We start from the raw sequence: 21,834 nt of genomic DNA, 5'->3' as shown, positions 1-21,834 counted from the left end.
CCAGCGCACCAGAACGAGGGTATTTCCCAACCCCCTGGCTCCATCCTCCTCCCCTTGCTGGTACTTCCTCCCGCCAGCCAACGGGTGCAAAGTCCGCTCAGGTTCACCAACCGTCACCCGGAGGAAAGAAATGACCACGTCCCGCCGTCTCTCCCTGAAATGCGCAGCCGCACTGGCTGCCGCCATGCTCTGTGCAGGCCCCGCCTTCGCGCAAGGCAAGAAGGAACTCACATTCGCGCACCAGGACATGCTGGTGCCGCTGCGGCTCGTCATGGAGTCGGGCGAGGTCGAGAAGGCCACCGGCTACAAGATCAACTGGCGGATGTTCTCGGGCGGCGGCGACGTGATCCGCGCCATGGCCTCGGGCGACGTGCAGATGGGCGAAACGGGCTCGAGCCCGCTCACCGCCGCGGCCAGCCAGGGGCAGGACATCAAGCTGTTCTGGATCTCGGCCGACATCGCCAATGCCGAGGCGCTCGTGGCGCGCAACGCATCGGGCATCAACAGCATGAAGGACCTGGCCGGCAAGAAGGTCGCCACGCCCTTCGTCTCGACCGCGCACTACCAGCTCATGGCCGGCATGAAGATGGAAGGCGTCGACGCGAGGAAGGTCAACGTCATGAACATGCGCCCGCCCGAGATCGCGGCCGCCTGGGAGCGCGGCGACATCGACGCCACCTTCATCTGGGACCCGGTGCTTTCCAAGATCCGTTCGAACGGCAAGGTCATCGCCACCTCTGGCAGCATCGGCCAGCGCGGTGCGCCGACCTTCGAGGGCATCGTGGTCAACGCCAAGTGGGCGGCCGAGAACGAGCCGTTCATGATCGCCTTCGTCAAGGCGCTGAACCGTGCGAACGAGGAGTACAAGGCCTCCGGCAAGAGCTGGACGCCCGATTCGCCGCAGACCAAGGCGATGGCCAAGTGGACCAAGGCCGACCCGAAGAACGTGGGCGCGGTGATGGCGCTCTACAGCTTCCCGACCATGGCCGAGCAGGTGTCTCCCACCTGGCTGGGCGGCGGCGCGGCCAAGGCCATGGCGGGCACGGCGGCTTTCCTGAAGGAGCAGGGCCGGGTGCAGGAAGTCAAACCCGACTACGCGGCCTTCGTAACCACCACCTACGTCGAGAAGGCGATGGCCAAGTAAGGCACCCCCCATGCCCACGCTCGACATCCGCGACCTCACGGTCAACTACGCCGTCAAGGGCGGCACGCTGCAGGCGCTGGCGCCGGTCAATCTCACCATGCGCGATGGCGACTTCGTCGTCGCACTGGGCGCCTCGGGCTGCGGCAAGACCACGCTGCTCAATTGCATCGCGGGCTTCCTGCCGCCGTCCAGTGGGCAGATCCTGCTCGATGGCCAACCCGTGGTCGGCCCTGGCGCCGACCGCGGCGTGGTGTTCCAGAAGCATGCGCTCATGCCCTGGCTCGACGTGCGCGACAACGTGGCCCTGGGCATGCGGCTCGCCGGCGTCGGCAAGGCCGAGCGCGACCGCGTCGCCGAAGAGAAACTGGCGCTGGTCGGCCTGCAGAAGTACGCCGACCGCGCCGTCTACGAACTCTCGGGCGGCATGCAGCAGCGCGTGGGCATCGCTCGCGCGCTGGCCAGCGACCCCGCCGTGCTGCTCATGGACGAACCCATGGGGGCGCTCGACGCCTTCACGCGCGAGCAGGTGCAGGAGATCCTGCTGAAGGCCTGGTCGACGTCGAACAAGATGGTGTTCTTCATCACCCACTCGGTCGAAGAAGCACTGTTCCTCGCGACGCGGCTGATCGTGATGAGCCCGAGCCCGGGGCGCATTTCGCACATCTACGACGACGTGCCGTTCTCGCGCCAGTTCCTCGCGCACGGCGATTCGCGCAAGGTCAAGTCCGAGCCCGAGTTCATCCGTATGCGCGAGGAGGTGCTCTCGATCATTCACCACCGCGAGGCCGAACATGCCTGAGGCCACCATGGCAACAACACCTTCCGCCACCGTCGTCACCCCACCCACCCGGCCCGCCGCGCCGCCGCCGGTGGCGGCCGGCACCCAGCTCAAGACCAGCGCCTTCAAGGTGCCCGGCGAGGGCTCGAGCGTGACCATCAGCGTGGTCACCGTGGCGGGGCTCATCGCGCTGTGGTTCCTCGTCACGAACATGGGCTGGGTCAAGCCGCTCTTCCTGCCGTCGCCGCAAGCCGTGTTCCAGCAGTTCCACGAATACCTCACGGGCCAGGCCAACGACAAACCGCTGTGGCAGCACTTCCTCGCGAGCATGTTCCGCGTGTTCTCGGCCTTCCTGCTGGCCTGCGTCACGGCCATTCCGGTGGGCATCGCGATGGGCATGAGCCGCGTCTGGCGCGGCATCTTCGATCCGCCGCTCGAGTTCTACCGGCCGCTGCCGCCGCTCGCGTACCTGCCGCTGATCATCATCTGGTTCGGCATCGACGAGCTGCCGAAGGTGCTGCTGATCTTCCTGAGCTGCTTCGCGCCGCTCGCGCTGGCCGCGCGTTCCGGCATGCGCAGCGCCTCGCAGGAGCAGATCAATGCGGCCTACTCGATGGGTGCCAGCTACGTGCAGGTGATCCGGCACGTGATCCTGCCGTCGGCGCTGCCGGACATACTGGTGGGCATGCGCATCGCGATCGGCTTCGGCTGGACCACGCTGGTCGCGGCAGAGATGGTGGCCGCCAACATGGGCCTGGGCCAGATGGTGCTCAATGCGTCGAACTTCCTTCGCACCGACATCGTCATCATGGGCATCATCGTCATTGGCGTGGTGGCGTACCTCTTCGACCTGCTGATGCGCTGGCTCGAGCGACGTCTGGTGCCCTGGAAAGGGCGCATGTAGTAGGCGCCGGCCGCGGCGGCAACACCGGCTGCAGCGCCGGGATCGCCGACAGCACTGGCGCGCTGCCGGCGACGCTGCCCACGGCCGGCAGCATCGACTGTTCCAGGAAGTCGAGCATCGCGCGCATCGCCGCGCTGTTGTGGCGGCGCTGCGAATAGGCGGCGTACAGCCAGTGGTCGTGCGGCATGTGCTCGCGCAGCACCGGCACCAGCGCCCCGCGCTCCAGGTGCGACTGCGCCAGCGGCTCGGGCACATAGGCCACGCCGGCGCCGCGCAGCGCCAGTTCGATGAGCGCGAGGGCGTCGTTGGCTTCCATGCGGCTGTGCACCGGCACCTCGTAGGCCTTACCGCCGGTTTCGAACGGCAGGTGCGAGGTGGGCGCCGCCGAATAGCTCAGCACGTCGTGCCGGCCCAGGTCTTCGGGCACCTGCGGCATGCCGCGCCGGGCCCAGTAGGCGGGGCTGGCGCAGACCACCATCTCGAACTGCACCAGCCGGCGCACGATCAGGTTCATGTCGTCGATGCGCCCGCCTGTCAGGTGGATGTCGATGCCTTCCTCGATCAGGTCGACCGCGCTGTTGGTGAACACCAGGCTCACGTACACGTCCGGGTAGCGCTGGATGAATTCGGCAATCACGTCCGAGAGCCAGCCTGCGATCAGGCCGTGCGGCGCGCTCATGCGCAGCCGTCCGCGCGGATGCGCACCGTGCGCCTGCAGGTCGTTGAGCGTGTTCTCGGCCATCGCCACCAGCTCGGTGCTGCGATCGAGCAGCACCTGCCCGGCGTCGGTCAGGCTCAGCGAGCGCGTGGAGCGGTTGAGCAGGCGCACGCCGCTGCGCTGCTCCAGCTCTGCCACGTAGCGGCTCACCGTGGCTTTCGACATGCCGAGGGAAATGGCTGCGCGGGAGAAGCTGCGCCGGAACGCGACTTCGCGAAATGTCTTGATGAGATCGAGGCCGTCCATGGTGGCCGCATTGTTCCAGTTCCCGCAAAGGCCGCAGATCCGGCAGGCCCATTCCTGCGTATAGCGCGTGCCGGCACCACGCCCCGGGGCCGCGAACAAGGAGCCATGCGCATGTCGCAAACCGCTGAATTTGCCATCCGCTCGGTGGAGCAGGGCCTGGTGCCCGATCGCCTGCTGCGGCTCGGCATCCGCCGCCTGCTGAAGGCGCGGCTGGCCGAACTGCACGGCGGTGCCGCGGCACCGGCCGCCGACCTGACGCGGGAGTTCATCCGCGGCATACGCTCGGCCGAACTCGCACCCCTGCCCGAGAAGGCCAACGAACAGCATTACGAGGTTCCCGCGGGCTTTTTCGGCGTGGTGCTCGGCCGCCACCGCAAGTACAGCAGCTGTTTCTGGCCCGAAGGCGTCGAGACGCTGACGCAGGCGGAGGCCGCGGCGCTCGCGGCGACCTGTGCCCGGGCCGGGCTGTCGGACGGACAGGACGTGCTCGAGCTCGGTTGCGGCTGGGGCTCGCTGTCGCTCTGGATGGCGCAGCACTATCCGGCCAGCCGGATCACCGCGCTGTCCAACTCCCATTCGCAGCGCGCGTACATCGAGGCCGAAGCCGCGCGCCGCAACCTGCACAACCTGAGTGTGGTGACCCGTGACTTCAACGACTTCGACACGGCCGAGCGCTTCGACCGCATCGTGTCGGTCGAGATGTTCGAGCACCTGCGCAACTGGCCGCGCGCCTTTGCCAACTTGGCGCGCTGGCTGCGCGCCGATGGCCGCTTCTTCATGCACGTCTTTGCGCACCGCGGCGCGCCCTATGCCTTTGTCGAACGCGACGCGAGCGACTGGATGAGCCGCCACTTCTTCTCGGGCGGCATGATGCCGAGCGACGACCTCGCGCTGCGCTGCCAGGACGACCTGCGCCTGCTCGACCAGTGGCGCTGGGATGGCACGCACTACCAGCGCACCGCCGAGGAATGGCTGCGCAACATGGACGCGCACCGCGCCATGCTGCTGCCGCTGTTCAAGGCCACCTACGGCGACGATGCCGATGTGTGGTGGACGCGCTGGCGGCTCTTCTTCCTATCGGTGGCCGAGCTCTTCGGCTTCGACGCTGGCCAGCGCTGGTGGGTGAGCCACTATCTTTTCGAGCGGCGCGCATGACGGCCTCGGTGCAGGTGGCGAACTTCGTCGTGTTCCAGCTGGCCTGGTTCGCCGCGGTGCTCGGCGCCGCGCATGGCATGCCGCTGGCCGGTACGGCTTGCGTGGCGGCGGCCGTCGGCTGGCACTTGTGGGTTTCGGCCCGGCCCGCGCAGGAAGCGCGGCTCGTGGCACTGGCCTGCGTGGTTGGGCTGGCCGTGGAGATGGCCATCGTGCAGCAAGGCAACGTGGCCTATCCGTCCGGCCAGCCGGTGCCGCAGTTGCCGCCTTACTGGATCGTCGCGCTGTGGGGCCTGCTCGCCATCGCGCTCAACGTGACGATGCGCTGGCTGCGTCCGCGGCTTGGGCTGGCCGCGGTGCTCGGGGCCATCGTGGGGCCGCTGTCCTTCGTCTCGGGCGTGCGGCTCGGCGGCGCGCAGTTCGTGCATGCCGAGCCCGCGCTGCTGACGCTGGCGGTGGTCTGGGCGGTGCTGCTGCCGGCCCTGGTGCGGTTGTCGATGCGCTTCGACGGCGTGATGTCGGCGGAGGCGCGACATGCCTGACGTTTCCTTCGGCCTGGTCGGCGCCGCGCTCGCTGGCCTCGCGTTCACTGCCACGCTGGCCTTCGGCACCTGGCTCGCGAGCCTGGCGCGGCACGATGCAAGCCTGGTCGACCGTATCTGGTCGCTGTGCATCGCGGGGGCGGGCGCGGTGTATTTCTTCTTGCTGCCGCCGCAGGCCGGGCTGCGCGGGCTTGGCATGCTGCTGCTCGCCGCGGTATGGGCGCTGCGGCTGAGCCTGTTCATCACCTGGCGCAATTGGGGCCACGGCGAAGACCGGCGCTACCGCGAGATTCGCGCGCGCAACGAGCCGAATTTCGGGCTCAAGAGCCTGTACCTGGTGTTCGGCTTGCAGGCGGTGCTGGCGTGGACCGTCTCGGCGCCGCTGCTGGCCGGCATGCGCGGCCAGGGCGCGCTCGGTGCCCTCGATGCCGCGGGCTTCGCGCTGGCCGCCTTCGGCCTGGGCTTCGAGGCCATTGCCGATGCGCAGATGGCGCGCTTCAAGGCCGACCGCGCGAACGAGGGTCGGGTGATGGACCGCGGCCTCTGGCGCTACACGCGGCATCCCAACTACTTCGGCGAATGTTGCGTCTGGTGGGGGCTCTGGCTCGTGGCCATGGGCGGCGCGGGATGGGGTGGCGCCTGGAGCATCGTGTCGCCCGTGCTCATGACGGTGCTGCTGCTCAAGGTTTCGGGCGTGCGCCTGCTCGAGAAGGACATTGCCGAACGCCGTCCGGCCTACCGCGACTACATCGCGCGGACCAACGCGTTCTTGCCCGGACCTGTGCGAAGGGAGACACCATGACGAAAATGCAATGGGTCGCCGTGCTGGCCTGCGCGACGCTGCCCTGTGCCGTACAAGCGAACGAATGGAACTTCAGCGTCTTCCTCGACGACAAGCCGATCGGCGAGCACCGCTTCAGCGTGACGGGCCCGACCGAAGCGCGCAAGGTGCTCAGCGAGGCCGGCTTCGCCGTCAAGCTGCTGGGCCTGACCGTGTACCGCTACCGCCACCGTGCGGTCGAACAGTGGCGCGGCGACTGCCTGCGCACGCTCGATGCAAGCACCGACGACGACGGCGAGACGAGCCGGGTGCGCGCCGAGCCCGCGGGCGACGGGCTCGCCGTGACGGTTGGCACCGGCACCGCCGCGCAGACGCTGCCGGGCTGCGTCATGAGCTTTGCCTACTGGAACCCCGTCATCCAGCGCCAGGCGCGGCTGCTCAATGCGCAGAACGGCCGCTACGAGAGCGTGCAGGTCCGCCCGTTGGCAGGCGGGACGCTGGCGGTGCGCGGCCAAAGTATCGCGGCCATGCGCTGGCGCATCGACGGCGCGGCGCAGCCGATCGACGTCTGGTATTCGGCCGAGGGCGAATGGCTCGGGCTGGATTCGACGGTCGAGGGCGGGCGCAGGCTGTCGTACCGCCTGAAGTGATCTTTTGCCTTCTTGGCTTTCACACGAACAACAGGAGTTTTTCCATCATGTCCCTTCGGCAATTCGCCATCGCCTACCTCGCCGCGGCCGTGGTTTTTCTGGTGCTCGACGCCATCTGGCTGACCACGATGGCCGACCGGCTCTATCGTCCGGTGCTCGGCCACCTGATGCTCGAACGCTTCGCGCTCGCACCGGCCGTGCTTTTCTACGTGATCTACCTCGTCGGGGTGGTGGTGTTCGCGGTATCGCCCGCGCTCGCCAGCGGGCGCTGGCTCAGCGCGCTGGGCCACGGCGCGCTGCTCGGCCTCCTGGCCTATGCGACCTACGACCTGACCAACCAGGCCACGCTCAAGGATTGGTCATGGACCGTGACGATCGCCGACCTGTGCTGGGGCACCTTCGTGACCGCCGTATCGGCGGCCGCGGCCGCGAAGGCCGCGCTGACCTTCGGCGCGGCGCGCTGAGTCAGCCGGCCGCGTAGGGCGTCTCGGGCACCTGCATGTGGAAGCTGGCATTGAGCATGTTCCACGAGCGGATCGCGCAGACCGCAAAGGTGAGGTCCGCGACCTCGGCGTCGCTGAAGTGACGTCTCACGGCCTCGAAGTCGGCATCGCTGGGCGTGCGCTGCGGCACCGCGTTGACGGCCTCGGCCCAGTTAAGCGCGGCGCGCTCGGCTTCGCCGAAGAACCGCTCCGCCTCGCGCCAGCCGGCCACCGCATTGATATGGCGGGGGTCCATGCCTTGCTTGACCAGGTCGGCCCAGTGCATGTCGATGCAAAAGGCGCAGCCGTTGATCTGGCTGATGCGCAGGTTGATCAGTTCTCGCAGGCGCTTGTCCAGCGTCTTGCCGGCGGCGTACGAGAACTGGGCGCCGGCGCGGGCCGCCGCAGGCGCGAGGGCGTGATAGTCGAGTCGTGCTTGAGACATGGTGAACTCCTTCGGTCTTGAGGTTGAGATATACCTCTTAGACGGGCGGGCGCTCGGCGTTGTGACAGTCGACGCAAAAAAGACGATTTTCTTCAACCGCCCCCGGTCACATCCCCACCAGCGCCCCCAGCGTGCGCGCAATCACCCCATCGAACAGCACCCGTCCACGCACCGACGCAAGGCAGATGCACTCGCTGCCGGCCTGAACCACCGGCTGGTGCTGGAAGCTCCCGTCGCCCTCGTCGAAGTCGCCGGGGCCGAACAGTGCGCGGCCGTCGTGGAAGGTGCCGTGCATCACCTGCGTGAGCTCCGAATCGCTGTGCGTGTGCAGCGGCAGGTTCTTGCCCGCGGCGATGCGCAGCAGAAAGACGTTGGCCGCGGGATCGTCGGGCAGCGTGACGCGGCTCCAGCGCATGCCCGGCCCGAGCCAGCGCCAGGGCGTGGCCGGGCAGGCGGCCAGGGCGCGCGGCCAGGCCATGCCGGGCGGCAGCACGGGCCGAGGCACCGGGGTGGGCGCCGGGCGCGGTGGTGGCGGCGGTGCATCGATGGCGGCCAGGGTGCGCGCGAGCGCATCGGGGGCCATGGCTTCGGGCGGCAACGCGTCGAGCAGCGCGCCGCCCGCGGCTTCGAGCAGGCGCATGCGTTCGCGGCAATGCGCGCAGCCTTCCAGATGGCTCGCGACGACCACCGCGTGGCCGCGCTCGAGGCTGCCGGCCGCGTGGGCAAGCAGCAGGTCGTCGGCAGGATGGTGTTGAATGGTCATGGTTCGTATCCGTCGAGCAGCCGGCGCAGATGGCGCACGGCCAGCCGGACGCGCGATTTGACTGTACCGAGCGGAAGGCCGAGCGTCTCGGCGATCTGCGAATGGGGCTGCTCCTCAAAGAAGGAAAGGCGCAGCACGTGCGCCTGCTCGGCCGGCAGTTGGGCGATCGCCTCGCGCACGCCGGCCTCGCGCTGCCGGGTCAACAGCAGGTCGTCGGGCTGGGGCAGGTCGTCGGGCGTGGCATCGCCGTCGAGTTCGTCGGCGTCGGCCGTGGGGCGATTGCCGATGCGGCGAAAATGGTCGACGCGCAGGTTGCGCGCAATGGTGAAGATCCAGGTCGAGACGTTCGCGCGGCGCGCATCGAAGCTCGGTGCCTTGCGCCAGACGCTCACCATGGCTTCCTGCGCCAGTTCTTCGGCCAGACCTTCGGTGGTGCCGAGCCGGATGAGGTACGACTTCACGCGTGGCGCGAAATGCTTGAAGAGCGCGGCAAAGGCCTGCCTGTCGCCCTGGCGCGCCACGGCTTCGGCCAGGCAGTTGAGTTCTTCGCTTGTCGGCATCGCGTCGCGGCCCTGATGCAGTGTCACCATCGACAGCCAGGGCGCTCGCGATCGGGGCCGCGCGAGGACCGGTGCCTGGGCATGTCGGACGGTGTTCATGCTGCTCCTACGCACCGCCGGCGGGATTAGATCACAGCGCATGCGGCGCACCCCCCGGGCAAATCCAAATCGGTAGCGGCTGCGTACAAGCGGCTACATGTTGTTTCCGGAGCCTCCATGACCGTTGCCGCCGCCCCCGACGCTTCCTTGCCGCCCCCTGGCACCGTGGGTGAAAGCGCGCTCGACATCGCCGTGATCGGCAGTGGCATCTCGGGCCTCGCGGCGGCCTGGCTGCTGTCGCAGCGGCACCGCGTCACCGTGTACGAGGCCGATGGCCGGCCGGGCGGCCACAGCAACACCGTGCAGGTGACGGGGCCCGGCGGCCAGGCGGTGGCGGTCGACACCGGCTTCATCGTCTACAACGAATCGGCCTATCCGAACCTCACGGCGCTCTTCGCGCACCTGGGCGTGGCGACGCAGCCGTCCGAGATGTCGTTCGCGGTGAGCCTCGACGACGGTGCGCTCGAGTATTCGGGCAGCGGGCTGCGCGGGCTGTTCGCGCAGCCCGCCAACCTCGTCAAGCCGCGCTTCTGGGCCATGCTGCGCGAGCTGGTGCGTTTCTACCGCGAGGCGCCGGCCGATGCCGCGCGGTTCGGCCTGCAGCCGCTCGACAGCTACCTCGACGCGCGCGGCTACGGCCGCGCCTTCCGCGACGACCACCTGTACCCGATGGCCGCCGCGATCTGGTCGACGCCCGCCGCACGCGTGGGCGACTACCCGACCGAAGCCTTCGTGCGCTTCTGCGAGAACCACCAACTGCTCAGCCTCGGCGAGCGGCCCGCGTGGCGCACCGTCACGGGCGGCAGCGCGCGCTATGTGGCGCGGCTGATCGAAGGCATCGGCGAGCCGCTGCGGCTCGACAGCGCCGCGGTCGAAGTGCGGCGCGACGCCAGCGGGGTGTTGGTGCGCACCGACGGAACGGCCGCCCCGCGGCGCTTCGACCAGGTGGTGATCGCCACCCATGCCGACCAGGCGCTGCGCCTGCTGCCCGACCCGAGTGCTGCCGAGACGCGGCTGCTCGGCGCCTTCGGCTACAGCCGCAACCGCGCGGTGCTGCACAGCGACCTGGCGCTGATGCCGCGGCGGCGCGCGGTCTGGTCGAGCTGGAACTACGCGGCCGACCGCCGCCGCGCCGAAGCGCCCTGCGTCACCTACTGGATGAACCGGCTGCAGGGGATTGCCGACGACACGCCGCTTTTCCTCACGCTGAACCCGGTGCGCGAGCCCGCGCCCGGTCACATGCTGCGCAGCGAGGTCTACGAGCATCCGGTGTTCGACCCGCATGCGATGCGCGCGCAGGACGAACTGTGGTCGCTGCAGGGGCAGCGCCGCACCTGGTTCTGCGGCGCCTACTTCGGTGCCGGCTTCCACGAGGACGGGCTGCAGGCCGGCCTGGCCGTGGCCGAAGCGCTTGGCGGCGTGCGCCGGCCATGGAACGTGGCCGGCGAATCGGACCGCATCCGCCTTCGGCCGCGCCAGCGCGTGGAGGCAGCCGCTTGAACGACGACGCCGCGCTCTACGTCGGCCGCGTCATGCACCAGCGGCTGCGCCCGGCGCGCCACCGCCTCGGCTACCGCGTGTTCTCGATGCTGGTGGACATCGACGCGCTGCCGGCGCTGTCGCGCAGGCTCCGGCTCTTCTCGTTCGACCGTTTCAACCTGTTCAGCCTGCATGCGCGCGACTATGGCGCGGGCGACGGCCTCGGGCTGCGCGCGCATGTCGAGCGGCAATTGCTCGCTGCGGGCCTGCGCACCGGCGGCGCCATCCGGCTGCTCAGCATGCCGCGCATCCTCGGCCATGCCTTCAATCCGCTCAGCGTGTATTTCTGCGACCACCCCGAAGGCGGCCTGCAGGCGGTGCTCTACGAGGTGAACAACACCTTCGGCCAGCGGCACAGCTACCTCATCGCGGTGGACGAGGCCGAGCGTCACGGCGAGCGCATCGCGCAGCAGTGCGCCAAGCAGTTCCACGTTTCGCCATTTCTCGACATCGACATGCACTATGCCTTCCGCGTCGAGTTGCCCGACCGGCTGCGGCCCGGGCTCGGCATCGGCATCACCGCGTCGGACGCCGAAGGTCCGCTGCTGGTCGCGCGCTTCGATGCCGAACGCCGCCCGCTCGGCGATGCGACGCTCGCGCGGGTCTTCTTCTCGCATCCGCTGCTGACGCTGAAGGTGGTGGGCGCCATCCACTGGGAAGCACTTCGGCTGTGGGTCAAGGGCGCGCGCTTTCGCAGCTGTCCGCCCGCGCCTGCGCAGCCTGTGAGCATTGTTGTTGGAACCAAGGACGCATGAACACGACCACCTCCACCCCTTCCGCGTCGAACAACCTCGAGGCCGATGTCCATTGCCCGCCCGCCGCCTGGACCCGCCGGCCGCTGCGCCGGCTGCTGGTGCGACTGCTGCGCGGCGTGCGCTGCGGCGCCATCGCCGTGGAGCTGCCGAACGGCGAACGCGTGGAAGGGCGCGGCGCGGCCGACGGCCCGCATGCGGCCATCCGCCTGCACCGCTGGCGCCCGCTCGCGCGCATGCTGCTGCGCGGCGACATGGGCCTGGCCGAGTCGTACCGCGACGGCGACTGGACGAGTCCGGACCTGACGGCGCTGCTCGAGTTCGGCATCCGCAACGAAGAAGGCTGGGGCCGTGCCTTCGAGGCCTCGCTGCCCGCGCGGTGGTTCGGCCGCGCGATGCACCGCCTGCGCGCCAACACGCGCCGTGGCAGCCGGCAGAACATCGCCTTCCACTACGACATGGGCAACGCGTTCTATGCCCAGTGGCTCGACCCCGGGATGATCTATTCGAGCGCGCTCTACGCGACCGGCGACGAAACGCTCGAAGAAGCGCAGGCGGCCAAGATCGCGCGCATCGCCGAGTTGCTCGCGCCCGCGCCGGACGACAGCGTGCTCGAGATCGGCTGCGGCTGGGGTGCGCTGGCGCTGGCGCTGGCCGGCCGCCACGGCGCGCGCGTGACCGGCCTCACGCTCTCGACCGAGCAGCTCGCGCATGCGCAGCAACGGGTCGACGAAGAGGGGCTGGCATCGCGCGTCGACCTGCGCCTGCAGGACTACCGCGATGCCGGCGGGCAGTACGACCGCATCGTGTCGATCGAGATGCTCGAGGCGGTGGGCGAACGCTACTGGCCGGTGTACTTCGACACGCTGCGCCAGCGCCTCGCGCCGGGTGGCGTGGCGGTGGTGCAGGTGATCACCATCGCCGACGAATTCTTCGAGCGCTACCGGCGCAGCCCCGACTTCATCCAGCGCTTCATCTTCCCGGGCGGCATGCTGCCGTCGGTCGGCGCGCTCGAAGCCGAGGCGGCCCGCGCCGGGCTCACGCTGGCGCGTGCCGAATCCTTCGGCGGCAGCTACGCGGCCACGCTCGCCGAGTGGCGTCACCGCTTCCTGGCGGCGTGGCCGGCGATCGAGCCGCTGGGCTTTGACGCCTCGTTCAAGCGGCTCTGGGAGTACTACCTCTGCTATTGCGAGGCGGGCTTCCTGTCGGGCCGGGTCGACGTCGGGCTGTTCACCCTCGGGCACTGCCCCGCCGAATAGCTAGCGTGCGGGTTGCACCGCCTCGGCCGGCGCTTCCTCGATGGCCGGCGAGCGTCCGATCATCCAGGCGCACGCCGCCGACACCGCGCCCGCGAACAGCACGTACATGCAGATCTGCCACGGCTGGCCACCGCCCGACTTGAGCAGCGCGGTGGCGATGATCGGCGTGATGCCCGAGGCGAAGATGCCCGAGAACTGGTAGACGAACGAGATACCCGTGTAGCGCACCTTGGCGTCGAACAGGTCGCAGAACAGCGCCGCCTCCGGCCCGTACACCGAGGCGTACAGGATGCCGAACGGCACGATGATCGCGAGCCACACCAGCAGCACGTTGCCACCACTGTTCATCATGAGCCAGAAGCCCGGGAACGCCGACACCGCGGTGATGATCGAGCCCCACATGTAGACCTTGCCGCGTCCCATCTTGTCCGAGAGCCGGCCGAAGAAGGGAATGAAGAAGATCATCACCACCGCCGCCGCCATCACGCCCAGCAGCGCGTCGGTGCGGCTGATCTTGAGCGTGCCGGTCAGGTAGTTGATCGAGAACACGCCGAAGATGTTGAAGAACACGCCGTCGATATAGCGCGCGCCCATGCCCTTGAGCACGTTGCCCGGATAGCGTCGCAGCATGTCGACGAAGGGAATGCGCAATTCGGCGTTGCGCGCCTTCACTGCGGCGAACTCCGGCGTCTCCTGCACGTGCAGCCGGATGTACATGCCCACGATCACCATCACGCCCGAGAGCAGGAAGGCGATGCGCCATCCCCACGCCATGAACTGCTCGTCGGTCAGGAGCCACGACAGCAGCGCCACCACGCCCGAAGCCATGCACAGGCCGATGGCCAGGCCGATCTGCGGCAGCGACGCGTAGAAGCCGCGCTTGCCCTTGGGCGCGTACTCGTACGCCATCAGCACCGCGCCGCCCCATTCGCCGCCCAGGCCGATGCCCTGCGCAATGCGAAGCAGCAGCAGCAGGATCGGCGCCGCGATGCCGATCTGCGCATAGGTAGGCACCAGCCCGATCAGGAAGGTGGCCACGCCCATGATCATCAGCGTGATGACCAGCATGCTCTTGCGCCCGATCTTGTCGCCGAAGTGGCCGAAGATCACGCCGCCCAGCGGCCGCGTGACGAAGCCCACGGCAAAGGTGGTGTAGGCCAGCATGGTCGACACCACCGGGTCGCTGCCCGGGAAGTAGAGCTTGCTGAATACGATGCCGGCCACCACGCCGTACAGGAAGAAGTCGTACCACTCGATGGTGGCGCCCACCAGCGCCGATATCACGACTTTGCGGATCTTTCTCTCTTCGACCGTTGCGCTCATTTGCCTGTCTCCTTTGGGTTGTCTTCGTCGCGGCCTCTCGCGGGCCGTGCGCCTTCAGCGGACTTCCAAGCTCACACCGACCGAACCTAAAGCTGAAGCGCAGTCATGGACGCCATCGCGTCCTCTCTGATCATGTCCACGGCCTTCTCGGCCATCATCACGGCGGGCGCGTTGGTGTTGCCGGACACCAGCGTCGGCATCGCCGAGCAATCGATCACGCGCAGCCCGGCCACGCCGTGCACGCGAAGGCGCGCATCGACCACGGCGAGCGGGTCGCTGCCCATGCGGCAGGTGCCGGTGGGATGGAAGATGGTGGCGCCGTTGTTGCGGCAGAACTCCAGCAGGTCGGCATCGCTCGCGGCCTCGGGGCCTGGCTTCACCTCTCGCTTCACGTAGGGCCGCATCGCGGGCGCCTCGGCAATGGCACGCGCCGCCTTCATGCCCGCGACCGTGGTGGCGCGATCGAGTTCGGTCGCCAGGTAGTTGGGCTGCATCTCGGGCGGCTCGGCCGCATCGAGCGAGCGGATGCGCACATGCCCGCGCGACTCGGGCCGCAACTGGCACACCGACATGGTGAAGCCCGAATACGGATGCACCTTGCCGCCGGCCATGTCGGCCGAGAGCGTGGCCACGTGGAACTGGATGTCGGGCGTGGCGGCCACCGGGTTGCCGCTTTCGTCCTTCAGCGCGCGCATGAAGCAGCCGCCCTGGTTGATGCCGACCGCGAGCGGCCCGGTGCGGTGCATCAGCCATTCCATGCCCATGCTCGCCTGCCCGAACCAGGAGTTGAGCTGGTCGTTGGTGGTGATGGGTTTGGCGCACTCGTAGCCGAGGCGGATCTGCAGGTGGTCCTGCAGGTTCTCGCCGACGCCGGGCAGGTCGTGCACCACGGGCACGCCGAAGCGCTCGAGCAGCGCGCGCGGGCCGATGCCCGAGAGCTGCAGCAGCTGCGGCGACTGGATCGACCCGGCCGCGAGCAGCACCTCGGCGCGGCAGCGCGCGGTCTTCGTCTCGCCGCCCTGGCGGTAGGTGATGCCCACCGCACGCCGGCCGTCGAGCACCAGCCGCGTGGCCAGCGCCTCGGTCGCGATGCGCAGGTTCGGCCGGTTCTTCGCTGTCGTCAGGTAGGCCTTGGCCGTGCTGCAGCGCCAGCCCTTGTGCGTGGTGAGCTGGTAGTAGCCCGCGCCTTCCTGCGTGGCGCCATTGAAGTCTTCGGTGCGTGGCACGCCGATCTGTTCGGCGCCCTCGATGAAGGCCTCGATCAGTTCGTGCCGGGCCGCGATGTCCGATACCTTCAGCGGCCCGTCGCCGCCATGAAAGGCGCTGGCGCCGCGCTGGTTGCCTTCGGAGCGGATGAAATAGGGCAGCACGTCGTCGTAGCCCCAGCCTGGATTGCCGAGCGCGGCCCAGTGGTCGTAGTCCTCGCGCTGGCCGCGGATGTAGATCAGGCCGTTGATCGCGCTCGATCCGCCCAGCGTCTTGCCGCGCGGCCAGTAGATGCGCCGGCCGTTCATGTTCGGGTCGGGATCGGTCTCGAAGCGCCAGTTGTAGGTGGAGCTCCACATCGTCTTGCCGTAGCCGATGGGCAGGTGGATCCAGAGCGACTTGTCGGCCGGGCCGGCTTCGAGCAGCAGCACGCGCGTGGCCGGGTCTTCGCTGAGCCGGCCGGCCAGCACGCAACCCGCCGAGCCGGCACCCACCACGATGTAGTCGAACTCCTCGTCACGCATGTGTATCGCACTCCCGGGCAATGGAACAATCGCCGCAATGCGATGCATCCTAGGCTAATGTTTTTCGGAACGCAACGTTCCACTTTTAAGGTTTACCCGTATGCCACGACCCGTGCGCGCGTCCGCCGCAGTGCGTAGTTCTTCCGATTCCGCGACCCCCGAGGAGCCGTCTTCCGGCTCATCCGCCGAGCGCAGCCTGCGCCTGCTGGCGCTGCTGGCCAACCAGGGCCGGGCGCTGACCCTCGCCGAGCTCGCGGCGCAGCTCGGCCTGCCCAAAGGCACGGCGCACCGCATCTGCACCCAACTGCTGGGCACCGGCTTCCTGGCGCGCGACGTGGACGAGCGCTCGTTCATCGTCGGGCCCGCGTTGCGCCAGCTGGCGCTGGACACGCTGAACCACGGCACGGTGCGCGGCCTGCGCCACGAGGTGCTGGCCGCGCTGGTGCGCGAGGTCGGCGAGACCTGCAACCTCACCACGCTCGACGGCGCGCAGGTGCTCTACCTCGACCGGGTCGAGGCGCAATGGCCGCTGCGCCTGACGCTCGACGTCGGCTCGCACGTGCCGCTGCACTGCACCGCGAGCGGCAAGCTCTTTCTGGCGCTGATGCCCGACAAGGCGCGCGACACGATCATCGACAGCCTGCCGCTCGAACGCATGACGGCCAATACGCTCATGACGCCCGAGGCGCTGCGCGCCGAGTGCGACGAGATCGCGCGGCGCGGCCATTCGCGCGACCGCGAGGAGTTCATCGCCGGCCTCGTGGCCGTGGCCGTGCCGGTGCGCGACGCGGCGGGTGCGGTGCGCGCCGCGCTTGCGGTGCATGCGCCGACGGCGCGCATGTCGATGGCGGATGCGGTGGCGCGCATCGGTGCGCTGGAGGCGGCGGCGGGGCGCATGGCGGGGCTGCTGTAAGGTGAGTCAGGCCATCGCGAGATGGAGCAAGGGCAGTACCGATCGGCCAGCGAAGTTTTCGCCGCACACGACGAGAGAGACCGTTCGGCGACGTAGGAGCCGAAGCGGTGTGCGTGCGCCTGGCGTGCACATCATCCAAGCGGATCATGTGTGTTCCTGAGCGCGTCCTGCGCCCCGTCCCCGCGCCTCAGCGCCACTGCAGCAGCAACGACCACGGCTGCCGGCTCATGTGCCGGTCGACGCAGCCCGCGGCGGCGGGGTCGCAGTGGTCGGGCTGGTAGCTCGCATCGAGTGTTCGGGTGCCGGGTGCGAAGTCGAGCCGCCTGCGCGTGACCGACTGCAGCACGTTGCCTCCGACGGCCTCGAAGCCGCGCGCATCGACCTTGACCACCACGTCGCAGTGCATCGGAAGCGGCTCGCCGCCCGTAGGCCGCGTGGCGAGTACTTCGCCGATCTTCTCGAAGCGGTCGAGCCCGGCGCGGGCCGCGCGTGCATGGCAGACGAGGTCGCCCACGCGTGGCGGCGTGCGCATGAGGTCGCAGGCGCGCATCGCGTAGCGCGTCTCGCGGCCGGCCGCCTCGGCGGCGCCGGCCTGCCAGGCGGCGCCGGCATAGTCCACATGCGCTTCGGAGAAAACGAACTCGTCCGCGCCCAGGCCGGCCTCCCGCGCGAGCCAGCTCACGAAGGCGGCCGACCACGGCGTGTCGATGGCGGCGACGCGGTTCACTGCGGTTGTCATTGCATGCAGTTCGGCGGCATCGAGGCCCTGTTCGGGGCCCACGCCGAGGCCTTGCAGGTGCGCCGCGCTGGCCTGGTTGAGCGCTTGCAGCAGCAGCGTGCGGTCGGCCGGTCGCAGCGCGCCGAAGCGCACCAGCGACGGCAGCGCGCTGCGGCGCTCTGGCACCGCTTGCCAGTAGCCGTGCACCCGCTGCCACGGCGCGGGGCCCATGCGCAGCGGGCGCGAGGCGTCGGCCTCCGACCAGCCCGATTCGATGAGCCGGCCTTCGGCATCCATCGCCTGCGCGCCGAAGGCTGCGTGCTCGCGCTCGGCGGCGGCCGCCATGGAGAGCGCGCGCGGCGGTGGCGGAAATTGGATGGCCGTGTCGGCGCAACGGGATGCCGCGACGGCAGTGGTGACCGCCGATGCGAACAGCACCAACCCCGTGGCGGCGGCCCGTGCGGCCCGGCACGGGCGACGAAATGAAGCGCGAGAAATCAGCATGTCGCCGCAGCATACATAGCGGGCGTGCGCAGCGTCTCAGGCCGACAGCAGCGAGACCACCGAGCGCAGCACGCTCACCGACGCCAGCACCACGAGCAGATTCAGCACATGCCGGCGGAACTGCTCCGGCGACACGCCCTTGAACGAACGCTGTCCCCACCAGATGCCGGCCAGCATCGCGGGCGCGAGCCAGAGCGCCCATTTCAGCGTGTCGGGACCGAGCAGCGAGCCCGAGGCATGCGCGCCCGCAGGGATGAGCGCGGCACTCGCGAGCGACACCACGTCGCTGAACAGCAGCAGCGCGATCATGGTCGCACGCAGCGCGGCAGGCGTCATGGCGGTGGTGCTCAGCAGCACCGCGAGCGCGATGCCGCCGATGGCCGCCACGCCGTTGATGAGGCCCGACACCAGGCCGGCGCCGAAGCGCACCGCGCGCGTGGGCACGAGCGTGGCGCGCGCGCCGGCGCGCAGCAGCAGCGCCGCTGCCATGAGCAGCGCGCCGATCAACAGGCGCAGCGGTGTCTCGGGCAACCAGGCGAGCAGGGCGACGCCCAGCGGAATGAACAGCAGGTTGCCCAGCATCAGCCAGCCGAGCCAGGGCATGTCGACGTCGCGCGCCACGCCGCGCAGCTGGCTCAGGCTGGCGAGCACTTCGAGCATGAAGATCGCGGGCACCACGAGCGCGGGCGACACCACCAGCGAGAGCCCGGCCACGGTGACGGCCGAGAAGCCGAAGCCCGCAAAACCGCGCACCACGCCGGCCGCGAACACCACGCAGAGGCTGTAGGCGAGCAGCGCCGGCGCCAGCGGCGGCACCAGCAGTTCCGCCGCCGTCATGCGGCAAAGAGCGGCAGCAGCTTCAGGCGCTGCACCTTGCCCGAGGGGCCGCGCGGCAGGTCGGTGACGAAGCGGTAGTGCCCCGGCGCCTTGTAGCGCCCGAGCGCGGTGGCGCTGAAGGCGCGCAGTTCGTCCTCGGTGCAGGCGCAGCCCTCGCGCAGCACGATGCACACGCCGATCTCCTGGCCATAGTGGCGGTCGGGCACGCCCACGGCCGCGGCCTCGAGCACCGCGGGGTGCTGCAGCAGCGCCTCGTCGATCTCGCGCGGCGCGATGTTCTCGCCGCCCTTGATGATCAGTTCCTTGATGCGGCCGGTCACGAAGAAGAAGCCGTCGGCGTCGCGGTGCCCGAGGTCGCCGGTGCGCAGCCAGCCGTCGGGCGTGAAGCTCGCGCGCGTGGCGTCGTCGTTCTTGTAATAACCGCGCATCACGTTCGGCCCGCGGATCGCCAGCTCACCGGTGACGCCGTCGGGCACTTCGGCCAGGGCGGCGTCGATCACGCGCGCCTCGCAGCCCGAGGCGCGGCCGACCGAGCCGAGTTTGCGCAGCGCCGGCTCCATCGGGTTCGAGAACGAGGGCGCGGCGGTTTCGGTGAGGCCCATGGTCTCGACGATGCCGATGCCGAACTTCTGCTCGAAGGCGCGGTGGTGTTCGGGCGGCAGCGCGGCCGAGGCCGAGCGGCAGAAGCGCAGCGATGCCGTCTGCGAGCGCGGTGGTGGCTCGCCCTCGAGCAGGTATGAGATCATGGTCGGCACCACGTTGATCCAGGTGCAGTGCGTGTCGCCGGCCTGTTGCCAGAAGCGCCCGGCCGAGAACTTCGGCGGCATCGCGAGGCTGCCGCCGAAGGCCAGCGGCGCGAGCATGGTCACGCAGAAGGCATTGATGTGATAGAGCGGCAGCACGGCCAGTACGCGGTCGGCCGCACCGAGCGCATGCTCCGCGCCGATCGCGTGCGCATTGGCGGCCAGGTTGTGCTGCGTGAGCATCACGCCCTTCGGCAGGCCGGTGGTGCCGGAGGTGTACATCAGCAGCGCGACGGCGTCGGGTGAGGGGGGTGCTAACGCCGTGCTGTCTTGCCGATCGTCCTCGTCATCGTCATCGTCTTCGCCGGGCAGCGTGGCCGCATCGGGCGCGGCCACGAGCAGGTCCACCGGCCGGCCGGCATCGACCAGCATCGCGCGCACGCGTTCTTCCCACTCGGGCGCGACGCACACCACGCGGCAGTCGGAATGCGCGAGCACATAGCGCATCTGGTCGGGCTGCGACAGCAGGTTGACCGGATTGACCACGCAACCCGCATGCATCGCGCCGAGCAGCAGCCGCAGCGTCTGCAGCCCGTTCGGCATGACCACCGACACCGTGTCGCCGGGTCGTGCGCCGGCGCGGTGCAGCAGGCCCGCCACACGCCGGCAGCCGCTTGCGAGCGAGGAGAAGTCGATCTGCTGCTGCTCGCCGCTGTCGCAGGAGAGCGCATACACCGCATGCGGCGTGCGGGCGGCAGCGTTCTCGATCAAGCCATGGACGGTGTCCGCGCCGGCCGCCCTGTCCATCAGTTCGCTCCGTACTGCGAAAAGAACGCGCCGAAGATCTCGTCCTGGCTCGGCATGCGCTCGGCAATGGGCCGCGACACGCGCGTGATGTTCAGGTAGTGCCGGTAGTTCATGTTGTCGGAGAAGTTGTTCTTGCCCCAGGTGCCGCAGCCCATCGACAGCGAGAACGGCAGCCCGTTGTCGAAGCTGCCGCCGGTGGCGATGCAGTGCGCCTGGTCGACGATCACACGCGACACGGGCAACGTGAGGCCGAGCGCCAGCGCGCGTTCGGGTCGCGTGCTGTGCAGGCCCACGGAATGGCCCGCGCCTTCGTAGGCGTAGATGCGCTCGACCGTGGCGGCCGCCTCGGCGAAATCGCGCGCCGCGTAAACGGCCAGCACGGGGCTCAGCTTCTCGCCGGAGAACGGGTGCGCATGGCCCACGCCGTCTTCGGCCACCATGAGTACGCGCGGTTCGGCGGCGGCAATGGCGAGCCAGCCCTCACGGTTGGCGCCGTCCATGGCGGCCGCGCGTTCGGCGATCACGCGGGCCGATTGGCCGATGACCGCGGGCGAGAGCTTGCCTTCAGGCCACATCAGCGACTGCAGCGTGGCCTTCTGCGCGTCGGCGAGCATGACGGCGCCGCGGTCCTTGAGGGCCGCGAGCATCTTTGCGCGCACCGCATCGACGATGACCAGGCTGTTCTCCGACGAGCAGCTCGTGGCGTTGTCGAAGGTCTTCGACAGCAGGATGCGATCGGCCGCCGTGTCCACGTCGGCGGTTTCGTCGACGATGCCCGCCACGTTGCCCGCGCCCACGCCGAATGCCGGCGTGCCGCTCGCATAGGCGGCGCGCACGTTGGCCTGCGAGCCGGTCGCCACCACCAGGTCGCACAGGCGCATCAACTCGGCGGTCGACTGCTTGTTGACGGGCGAGGGCAGCAACTGCACCAGGTCGCGAGGTGCGCCGATGCGGTCGAACTGCTGGTGGATGAATTCGATGAGCCGCGCCGCCGTCGACCAGCCCTTCGGCGAGGGCGCCACGATCACCGCGTTGCGCCCCTTGAGCGCATTGATGATCTTGTTGGCTGGCGTGGCACCCGGGTTGGTGGACGGCGTGATGGCGCACACCACGCCCACGGGCCGCGCGATCTCGACGATGCCGCGCGCCGGGTCTTCGGCTATGACGCCCACCGAGCGCGCGCCCTGCAGGTCGCGCAGCAGGCCGAAGGTCTTGCGGTGGTTCTTGCGCACCTTGTCCTCGACGTTGCCCACGCCGGTATCGGCCACCGCCAGTTCGGCCAGTTCGCGGTTGCGCGCGGGTTCGATGATGGCCCAGCCCGCCGCCACCACCGCGGTGTCGACCTGCGCTTGCGACCATGTCTCGTAGATGCGCTGCGCAGCGCGGGCGCGCGCCACGAGTTCGGCGATGGGGGAAGAGGAGGGTGCGGTTGAATGTTCCATGGG

The 21,834-nt window shown here is 69.3% G+C and carries 22 protein-coding genes; 12 read left to right on the top strand and 10 right to left on the bottom strand.

What is annotated here, in order from left to right; all coding sequences use genetic code 11:
* The first annotated feature begins 130 nt into the window (after window positions 1–130).
* Genes tauA through AC3A6J_RS02505 form a run of 3 tightly spaced genes read left to right on the top strand, consistent with a single transcriptional unit; the run spans window position 131 to window position 2,826 of the window.
* Entirely contained in the window at window positions 131–1,144 is a 1,014-nt protein-coding gene (gene tauA / locus AC3A6J_RS02515; RefSeq protein ID WP_487858316.1) for a taurine ABC transporter substrate-binding protein, read from the top strand.
* Between the two features lie 10 nt (window positions 1,145–1,154).
* Window positions 1,155–1,943, top strand: coding sequence for a taurine ABC transporter ATP-binding protein (locus AC3A6J_RS02510; protein WP_487858315.1), 789 nt, complete (start codon window positions 1,155–1,157; stop codon window positions 1,941–1,943).
* Complete coding sequence (locus AC3A6J_RS02505; protein ID WP_487858314.1) at window positions 1,936–2,826, top strand: ABC transporter permease subunit; 891 nt, start codon at window positions 1,936–1,938, stop codon at window positions 2,824–2,826. Before AC3A6J_RS02510 ends, AC3A6J_RS02505 begins: the two co-directional genes overlap by 8 nt.
* On the opposite strand, the gene AC3A6J_RS02500 is transcribed toward AC3A6J_RS02505, so the two are convergent.
* Window positions 2,744–3,790 (bottom strand): LysR family transcriptional regulator, encoded by a 1,047-nt coding sequence (locus tag AC3A6J_RS02500; protein WP_487858313.1) that lies wholly within the window; start codon window positions 3,788–3,790, stop codon window positions 2,744–2,746. The genes AC3A6J_RS02505 and AC3A6J_RS02500 overlap by 83 nt on opposite strands.
* A gap of 105 nt (window positions 3,791–3,895) precedes the next feature.
* On the opposite strand from AC3A6J_RS02500, the gene AC3A6J_RS02495 reads away from it, so the two are divergent.
* The 5 genes from AC3A6J_RS02495 to AC3A6J_RS02475 are packed head-to-tail and all read left to right on the top strand — an operon-like array spanning window position 3,896 to window position 7,379.
* Entirely contained in the window at window positions 3,896–4,945 is a 1,050-nt protein-coding gene (locus tag AC3A6J_RS02495) for an SAM-dependent methyltransferase (RefSeq protein WP_487858312.1), read from the top strand.
* Window positions 4,942–5,484 carry a DUF2878 domain-containing protein gene (locus tag AC3A6J_RS02490; protein ID WP_487858311.1) on the top strand — a complete coding sequence of 181 codons (543 nt, stop codon included), beginning with the start codon at window positions 4,942–4,944 and terminating at the stop codon, window positions 5,482–5,484. The genes AC3A6J_RS02495 and AC3A6J_RS02490 overlap by 4 nt, the downstream gene beginning before the upstream one ends.
* The gene (locus AC3A6J_RS02485) at window positions 5,477–6,286 is read left to right on the top strand and encodes a DUF1295 domain-containing protein (protein ID WP_487858310.1); all 810 of its coding nucleotides are present in this window, start codon (window positions 5,477–5,479) and stop codon (window positions 6,284–6,286) included. The genes AC3A6J_RS02490 and AC3A6J_RS02485 overlap by 8 nt, the downstream gene beginning before the upstream one ends.
* On the top strand, window positions 6,283–6,915 hold the full coding sequence (locus tag AC3A6J_RS02480) for a DUF6134 family protein (protein ID WP_487858309.1): 633 nt from the start codon (window positions 6,283–6,285) through the stop codon (window positions 6,913–6,915). Before AC3A6J_RS02485 ends, AC3A6J_RS02480 begins: the two co-directional genes overlap by 4 nt.
* A gap of 47 nt (window positions 6,916–6,962) precedes the next feature.
* Entirely contained in the window at window positions 6,963–7,379 is a 417-nt protein-coding gene (locus tag AC3A6J_RS02475; RefSeq protein WP_487858308.1) for a DUF2177 family protein, read from the top strand.
* A gap of 1 nt (window position 7,380) precedes the next feature.
* On the opposite strand, the gene AC3A6J_RS02470 is transcribed toward AC3A6J_RS02475, so the two are convergent.
* From AC3A6J_RS02470 to AC3A6J_RS02460, 3 genes are all read right to left on the bottom strand, one after another.
* Window positions 7,381–7,842: a carboxymuconolactone decarboxylase family protein gene (locus tag AC3A6J_RS02470; RefSeq protein WP_487858307.1), complete on the bottom strand. Its 462-nt coding sequence runs from the start codon at window positions 7,840–7,842 to the stop codon at window positions 7,381–7,383.
* Window positions 7,843–7,948: 106 nt separating this feature from the next.
* Window positions 7,949–8,605 (bottom strand): ChrR family anti-sigma-E factor, encoded by a 657-nt coding sequence (locus AC3A6J_RS02465; RefSeq protein ID WP_487858306.1) that lies wholly within the window; start codon window positions 8,603–8,605, stop codon window positions 7,949–7,951.
* Complete coding sequence (locus AC3A6J_RS02460; protein WP_487858305.1) at window positions 8,602–9,264, bottom strand: sigma-70 family RNA polymerase sigma factor; 663 nt, start codon at window positions 9,262–9,264, stop codon at window positions 8,602–8,604. Before AC3A6J_RS02460 ends, AC3A6J_RS02465 begins: the two co-directional genes overlap by 4 nt.
* Before the next feature lie 117 nt (window positions 9,265–9,381).
* Here AC3A6J_RS02460 and AC3A6J_RS02455 point away from each other — a divergent pair, with 117 nt between their 5' ends.
* From AC3A6J_RS02455 to AC3A6J_RS02445, 3 genes are read left to right on the top strand one after another with little or no spacing between them, the layout of a single operon-like run.
* Entirely contained in the window at window positions 9,382–10,764 is a 1,383-nt protein-coding gene (locus AC3A6J_RS02455) for an NAD(P)/FAD-dependent oxidoreductase (RefSeq protein ID WP_487858304.1), read from the top strand.
* A complete protein-coding gene (locus tag AC3A6J_RS02450; RefSeq protein ID WP_487858303.1) occupies window positions 10,761–11,558 on the top strand; it encodes a DUF1365 domain-containing protein in 798 nt (265 codons plus the stop codon). The genes AC3A6J_RS02455 and AC3A6J_RS02450 overlap by 4 nt, the downstream gene beginning before the upstream one ends.
* Window positions 11,555–12,814 (top strand): class I SAM-dependent methyltransferase, encoded by a 1,260-nt coding sequence (locus AC3A6J_RS02445; protein WP_487858302.1) that lies wholly within the window; start codon window positions 11,555–11,557, stop codon window positions 12,812–12,814. The genes AC3A6J_RS02450 and AC3A6J_RS02445 overlap by 4 nt, the downstream gene beginning before the upstream one ends.
* Here the strand turns inward: AC3A6J_RS02445 and AC3A6J_RS02440 are convergent, their stop codons facing one another.
* The gene (locus AC3A6J_RS02440) at window positions 12,815–14,137 is read right to left on the bottom strand and encodes an MFS transporter (RefSeq protein ID WP_487858301.1); all 1,323 of its coding nucleotides are present in this window, start codon (window positions 14,135–14,137) and stop codon (window positions 12,815–12,817) included. It abuts the gene before it with no gap.
* A gap of 86 nt (window positions 14,138–14,223) precedes the next feature.
* On the bottom strand, window positions 14,224–15,867 hold the full coding sequence (locus AC3A6J_RS02435) for a GMC family oxidoreductase (RefSeq protein WP_487858300.1): 1,644 nt from the start codon (window positions 15,865–15,867) through the stop codon (window positions 14,224–14,226).
* A gap of 100 nt (window positions 15,868–15,967) precedes the next feature.
* Between AC3A6J_RS02435 and AC3A6J_RS02430 the strand changes: the two genes are divergently transcribed.
* Window positions 15,968–16,780, top strand: coding sequence for an IclR family transcriptional regulator (locus AC3A6J_RS02430; RefSeq protein WP_487858299.1), 813 nt, complete (start codon window positions 15,968–15,970; stop codon window positions 16,778–16,780).
* A gap of 187 nt (window positions 16,781–16,967) precedes the next feature.
* Here AC3A6J_RS02430 and AC3A6J_RS02425 read toward each other — a convergent pair whose 3' ends face one another.
* From AC3A6J_RS02425 to sauS, 4 genes are all read right to left on the bottom strand, one after another.
* Window positions 16,968–17,843 carry a DUF2272 domain-containing protein gene (locus AC3A6J_RS02425; protein ID WP_487858298.1) on the bottom strand — a complete coding sequence of 292 codons (876 nt, stop codon included), beginning with the start codon at window positions 17,841–17,843 and terminating at the stop codon, window positions 16,968–16,970.
* Window positions 17,844–18,038: 195 nt separating this feature from the next.
* Entirely contained in the window at window positions 18,039–18,839 is an 801-nt protein-coding gene (locus AC3A6J_RS02420) for a sulfite exporter TauE/SafE family protein (RefSeq protein WP_487858297.1), read from the bottom strand.
* Window positions 18,836–20,389 (bottom strand): AMP-binding protein, encoded by a 1,554-nt coding sequence (locus tag AC3A6J_RS02415; protein ID WP_487858296.1) that lies wholly within the window; start codon window positions 20,387–20,389, stop codon window positions 18,836–18,838. The genes AC3A6J_RS02420 and AC3A6J_RS02415 overlap by 4 nt, the downstream gene beginning before the upstream one ends.
* Window positions 20,389–21,831, bottom strand: coding sequence for an acylating sulfoacetaldehyde dehydrogenase (sauS, locus tag AC3A6J_RS02410; protein WP_487858295.1), 1,443 nt, complete (start codon window positions 21,829–21,831; stop codon window positions 20,389–20,391). Before sauS ends, AC3A6J_RS02415 begins: the two co-directional genes overlap by 1 nt.
* Between the last annotated feature and the right edge of the window lie 3 nt (window positions 21,832–21,834).

This window comes from Variovorax sp. Soil_C_39 (genome assembly GCF_057656815.1).
This window is presented reverse-complemented; position numbering and strand designations above follow the sequence as displayed.

What these genes read in the sequence shown, in the direction of transcription:
- AC3A6J_RS02415 (WP_487858296.1), bottom strand. Translation starts at nt 20,389, where the DNA reads ATGGACAGGGCGGCCGGCGCGGACACCGTCCATGGCTTGATCGAGAAC.
- AC3A6J_RS02425 (WP_487858298.1), bottom strand. Translation starts at nt 17,843, where the DNA reads ATGGCGGCCGCCGCCGAGCGCGAGCACGCAGCCTTCGGCGCGCAGGCG.
- AC3A6J_RS02475 (WP_487858308.1), top strand. Translation starts at nt 6,963, where the DNA reads ATGTCCCTTCGGCAATTCGCCATCGCCTACCTCGCCGCGGCCGTGGTT.
- sauS (WP_487858295.1), bottom strand. Translation starts at nt 21,831, where the DNA reads ATGGAACATTCAACCGCACCCTCCTCTTCCCCCATCGCCGAACTCGTG.
- AC3A6J_RS02500 (WP_487858313.1), bottom strand. Translation starts at nt 3,790, where the DNA reads ATGGACGGCCTCGATCTCATCAAGACATTTCGCGAAGTCGCGTTCCGG.
- AC3A6J_RS02470 (WP_487858307.1), bottom strand. Translation starts at nt 7,842, where the DNA reads ATGTCTCAAGCACGACTCGACTATCACGCCCTCGCGCCTGCGGCGGCC.
- AC3A6J_RS02440 (WP_487858301.1), bottom strand. Translation starts at nt 14,137, where the DNA reads ATGAGCGCAACGGTCGAAGAGAGAAAGATCCGCAAAGTCGTGATATCG.
- AC3A6J_RS02420 (WP_487858297.1), bottom strand. Translation starts at nt 18,839, where the DNA reads ATGACGGCGGCGGAACTGCTGGTGCCGCCGCTGGCGCCGGCGCTGCTC.
- AC3A6J_RS02460 (WP_487858305.1), bottom strand. Translation starts at nt 9,264, where the DNA reads ATGAACACCGTCCGACATGCCCAGGCACCGGTCCTCGCGCGGCCCCGA.
- tauA (WP_487858316.1), top strand. Translation starts at nt 131, where the DNA reads ATGACCACGTCCCGCCGTCTCTCCCTGAAATGCGCAGCCGCACTGGCT.
- AC3A6J_RS02480 (WP_487858309.1), top strand. Translation starts at nt 6,283, where the DNA reads ATGACGAAAATGCAATGGGTCGCCGTGCTGGCCTGCGCGACGCTGCCC.
- AC3A6J_RS02495 (WP_487858312.1), top strand. Translation starts at nt 3,896, where the DNA reads ATGCGCATGTCGCAAACCGCTGAATTTGCCATCCGCTCGGTGGAGCAG.
- AC3A6J_RS02435 (WP_487858300.1), bottom strand. Translation starts at nt 15,867, where the DNA reads ATGCGTGACGAGGAGTTCGACTACATCGTGGTGGGTGCCGGCTCGGCG.
- AC3A6J_RS02445 (WP_487858302.1), top strand. Translation starts at nt 11,555, where the DNA reads ATGAACACGACCACCTCCACCCCTTCCGCGTCGAACAACCTCGAGGCC.
- AC3A6J_RS02430 (WP_487858299.1), top strand. Translation starts at nt 15,968, where the DNA reads ATGCCACGACCCGTGCGCGCGTCCGCCGCAGTGCGTAGTTCTTCCGAT.
- AC3A6J_RS02505 (WP_487858314.1), top strand. Translation starts at nt 1,936, where the DNA reads ATGCCTGAGGCCACCATGGCAACAACACCTTCCGCCACCGTCGTCACC.
- AC3A6J_RS02465 (WP_487858306.1), bottom strand. Translation starts at nt 8,605, where the DNA reads ATGACCATTCAACACCATCCTGCCGACGACCTGCTGCTTGCCCACGCG.
- AC3A6J_RS02455 (WP_487858304.1), top strand. Translation starts at nt 9,382, where the DNA reads ATGACCGTTGCCGCCGCCCCCGACGCTTCCTTGCCGCCCCCTGGCACC.
- AC3A6J_RS02490 (WP_487858311.1), top strand. Translation starts at nt 4,942, where the DNA reads ATGACGGCCTCGGTGCAGGTGGCGAACTTCGTCGTGTTCCAGCTGGCC.
- AC3A6J_RS02510 (WP_487858315.1), top strand. Translation starts at nt 1,155, where the DNA reads ATGCCCACGCTCGACATCCGCGACCTCACGGTCAACTACGCCGTCAAG.
- AC3A6J_RS02485 (WP_487858310.1), top strand. Translation starts at nt 5,477, where the DNA reads ATGCCTGACGTTTCCTTCGGCCTGGTCGGCGCCGCGCTCGCTGGCCTC.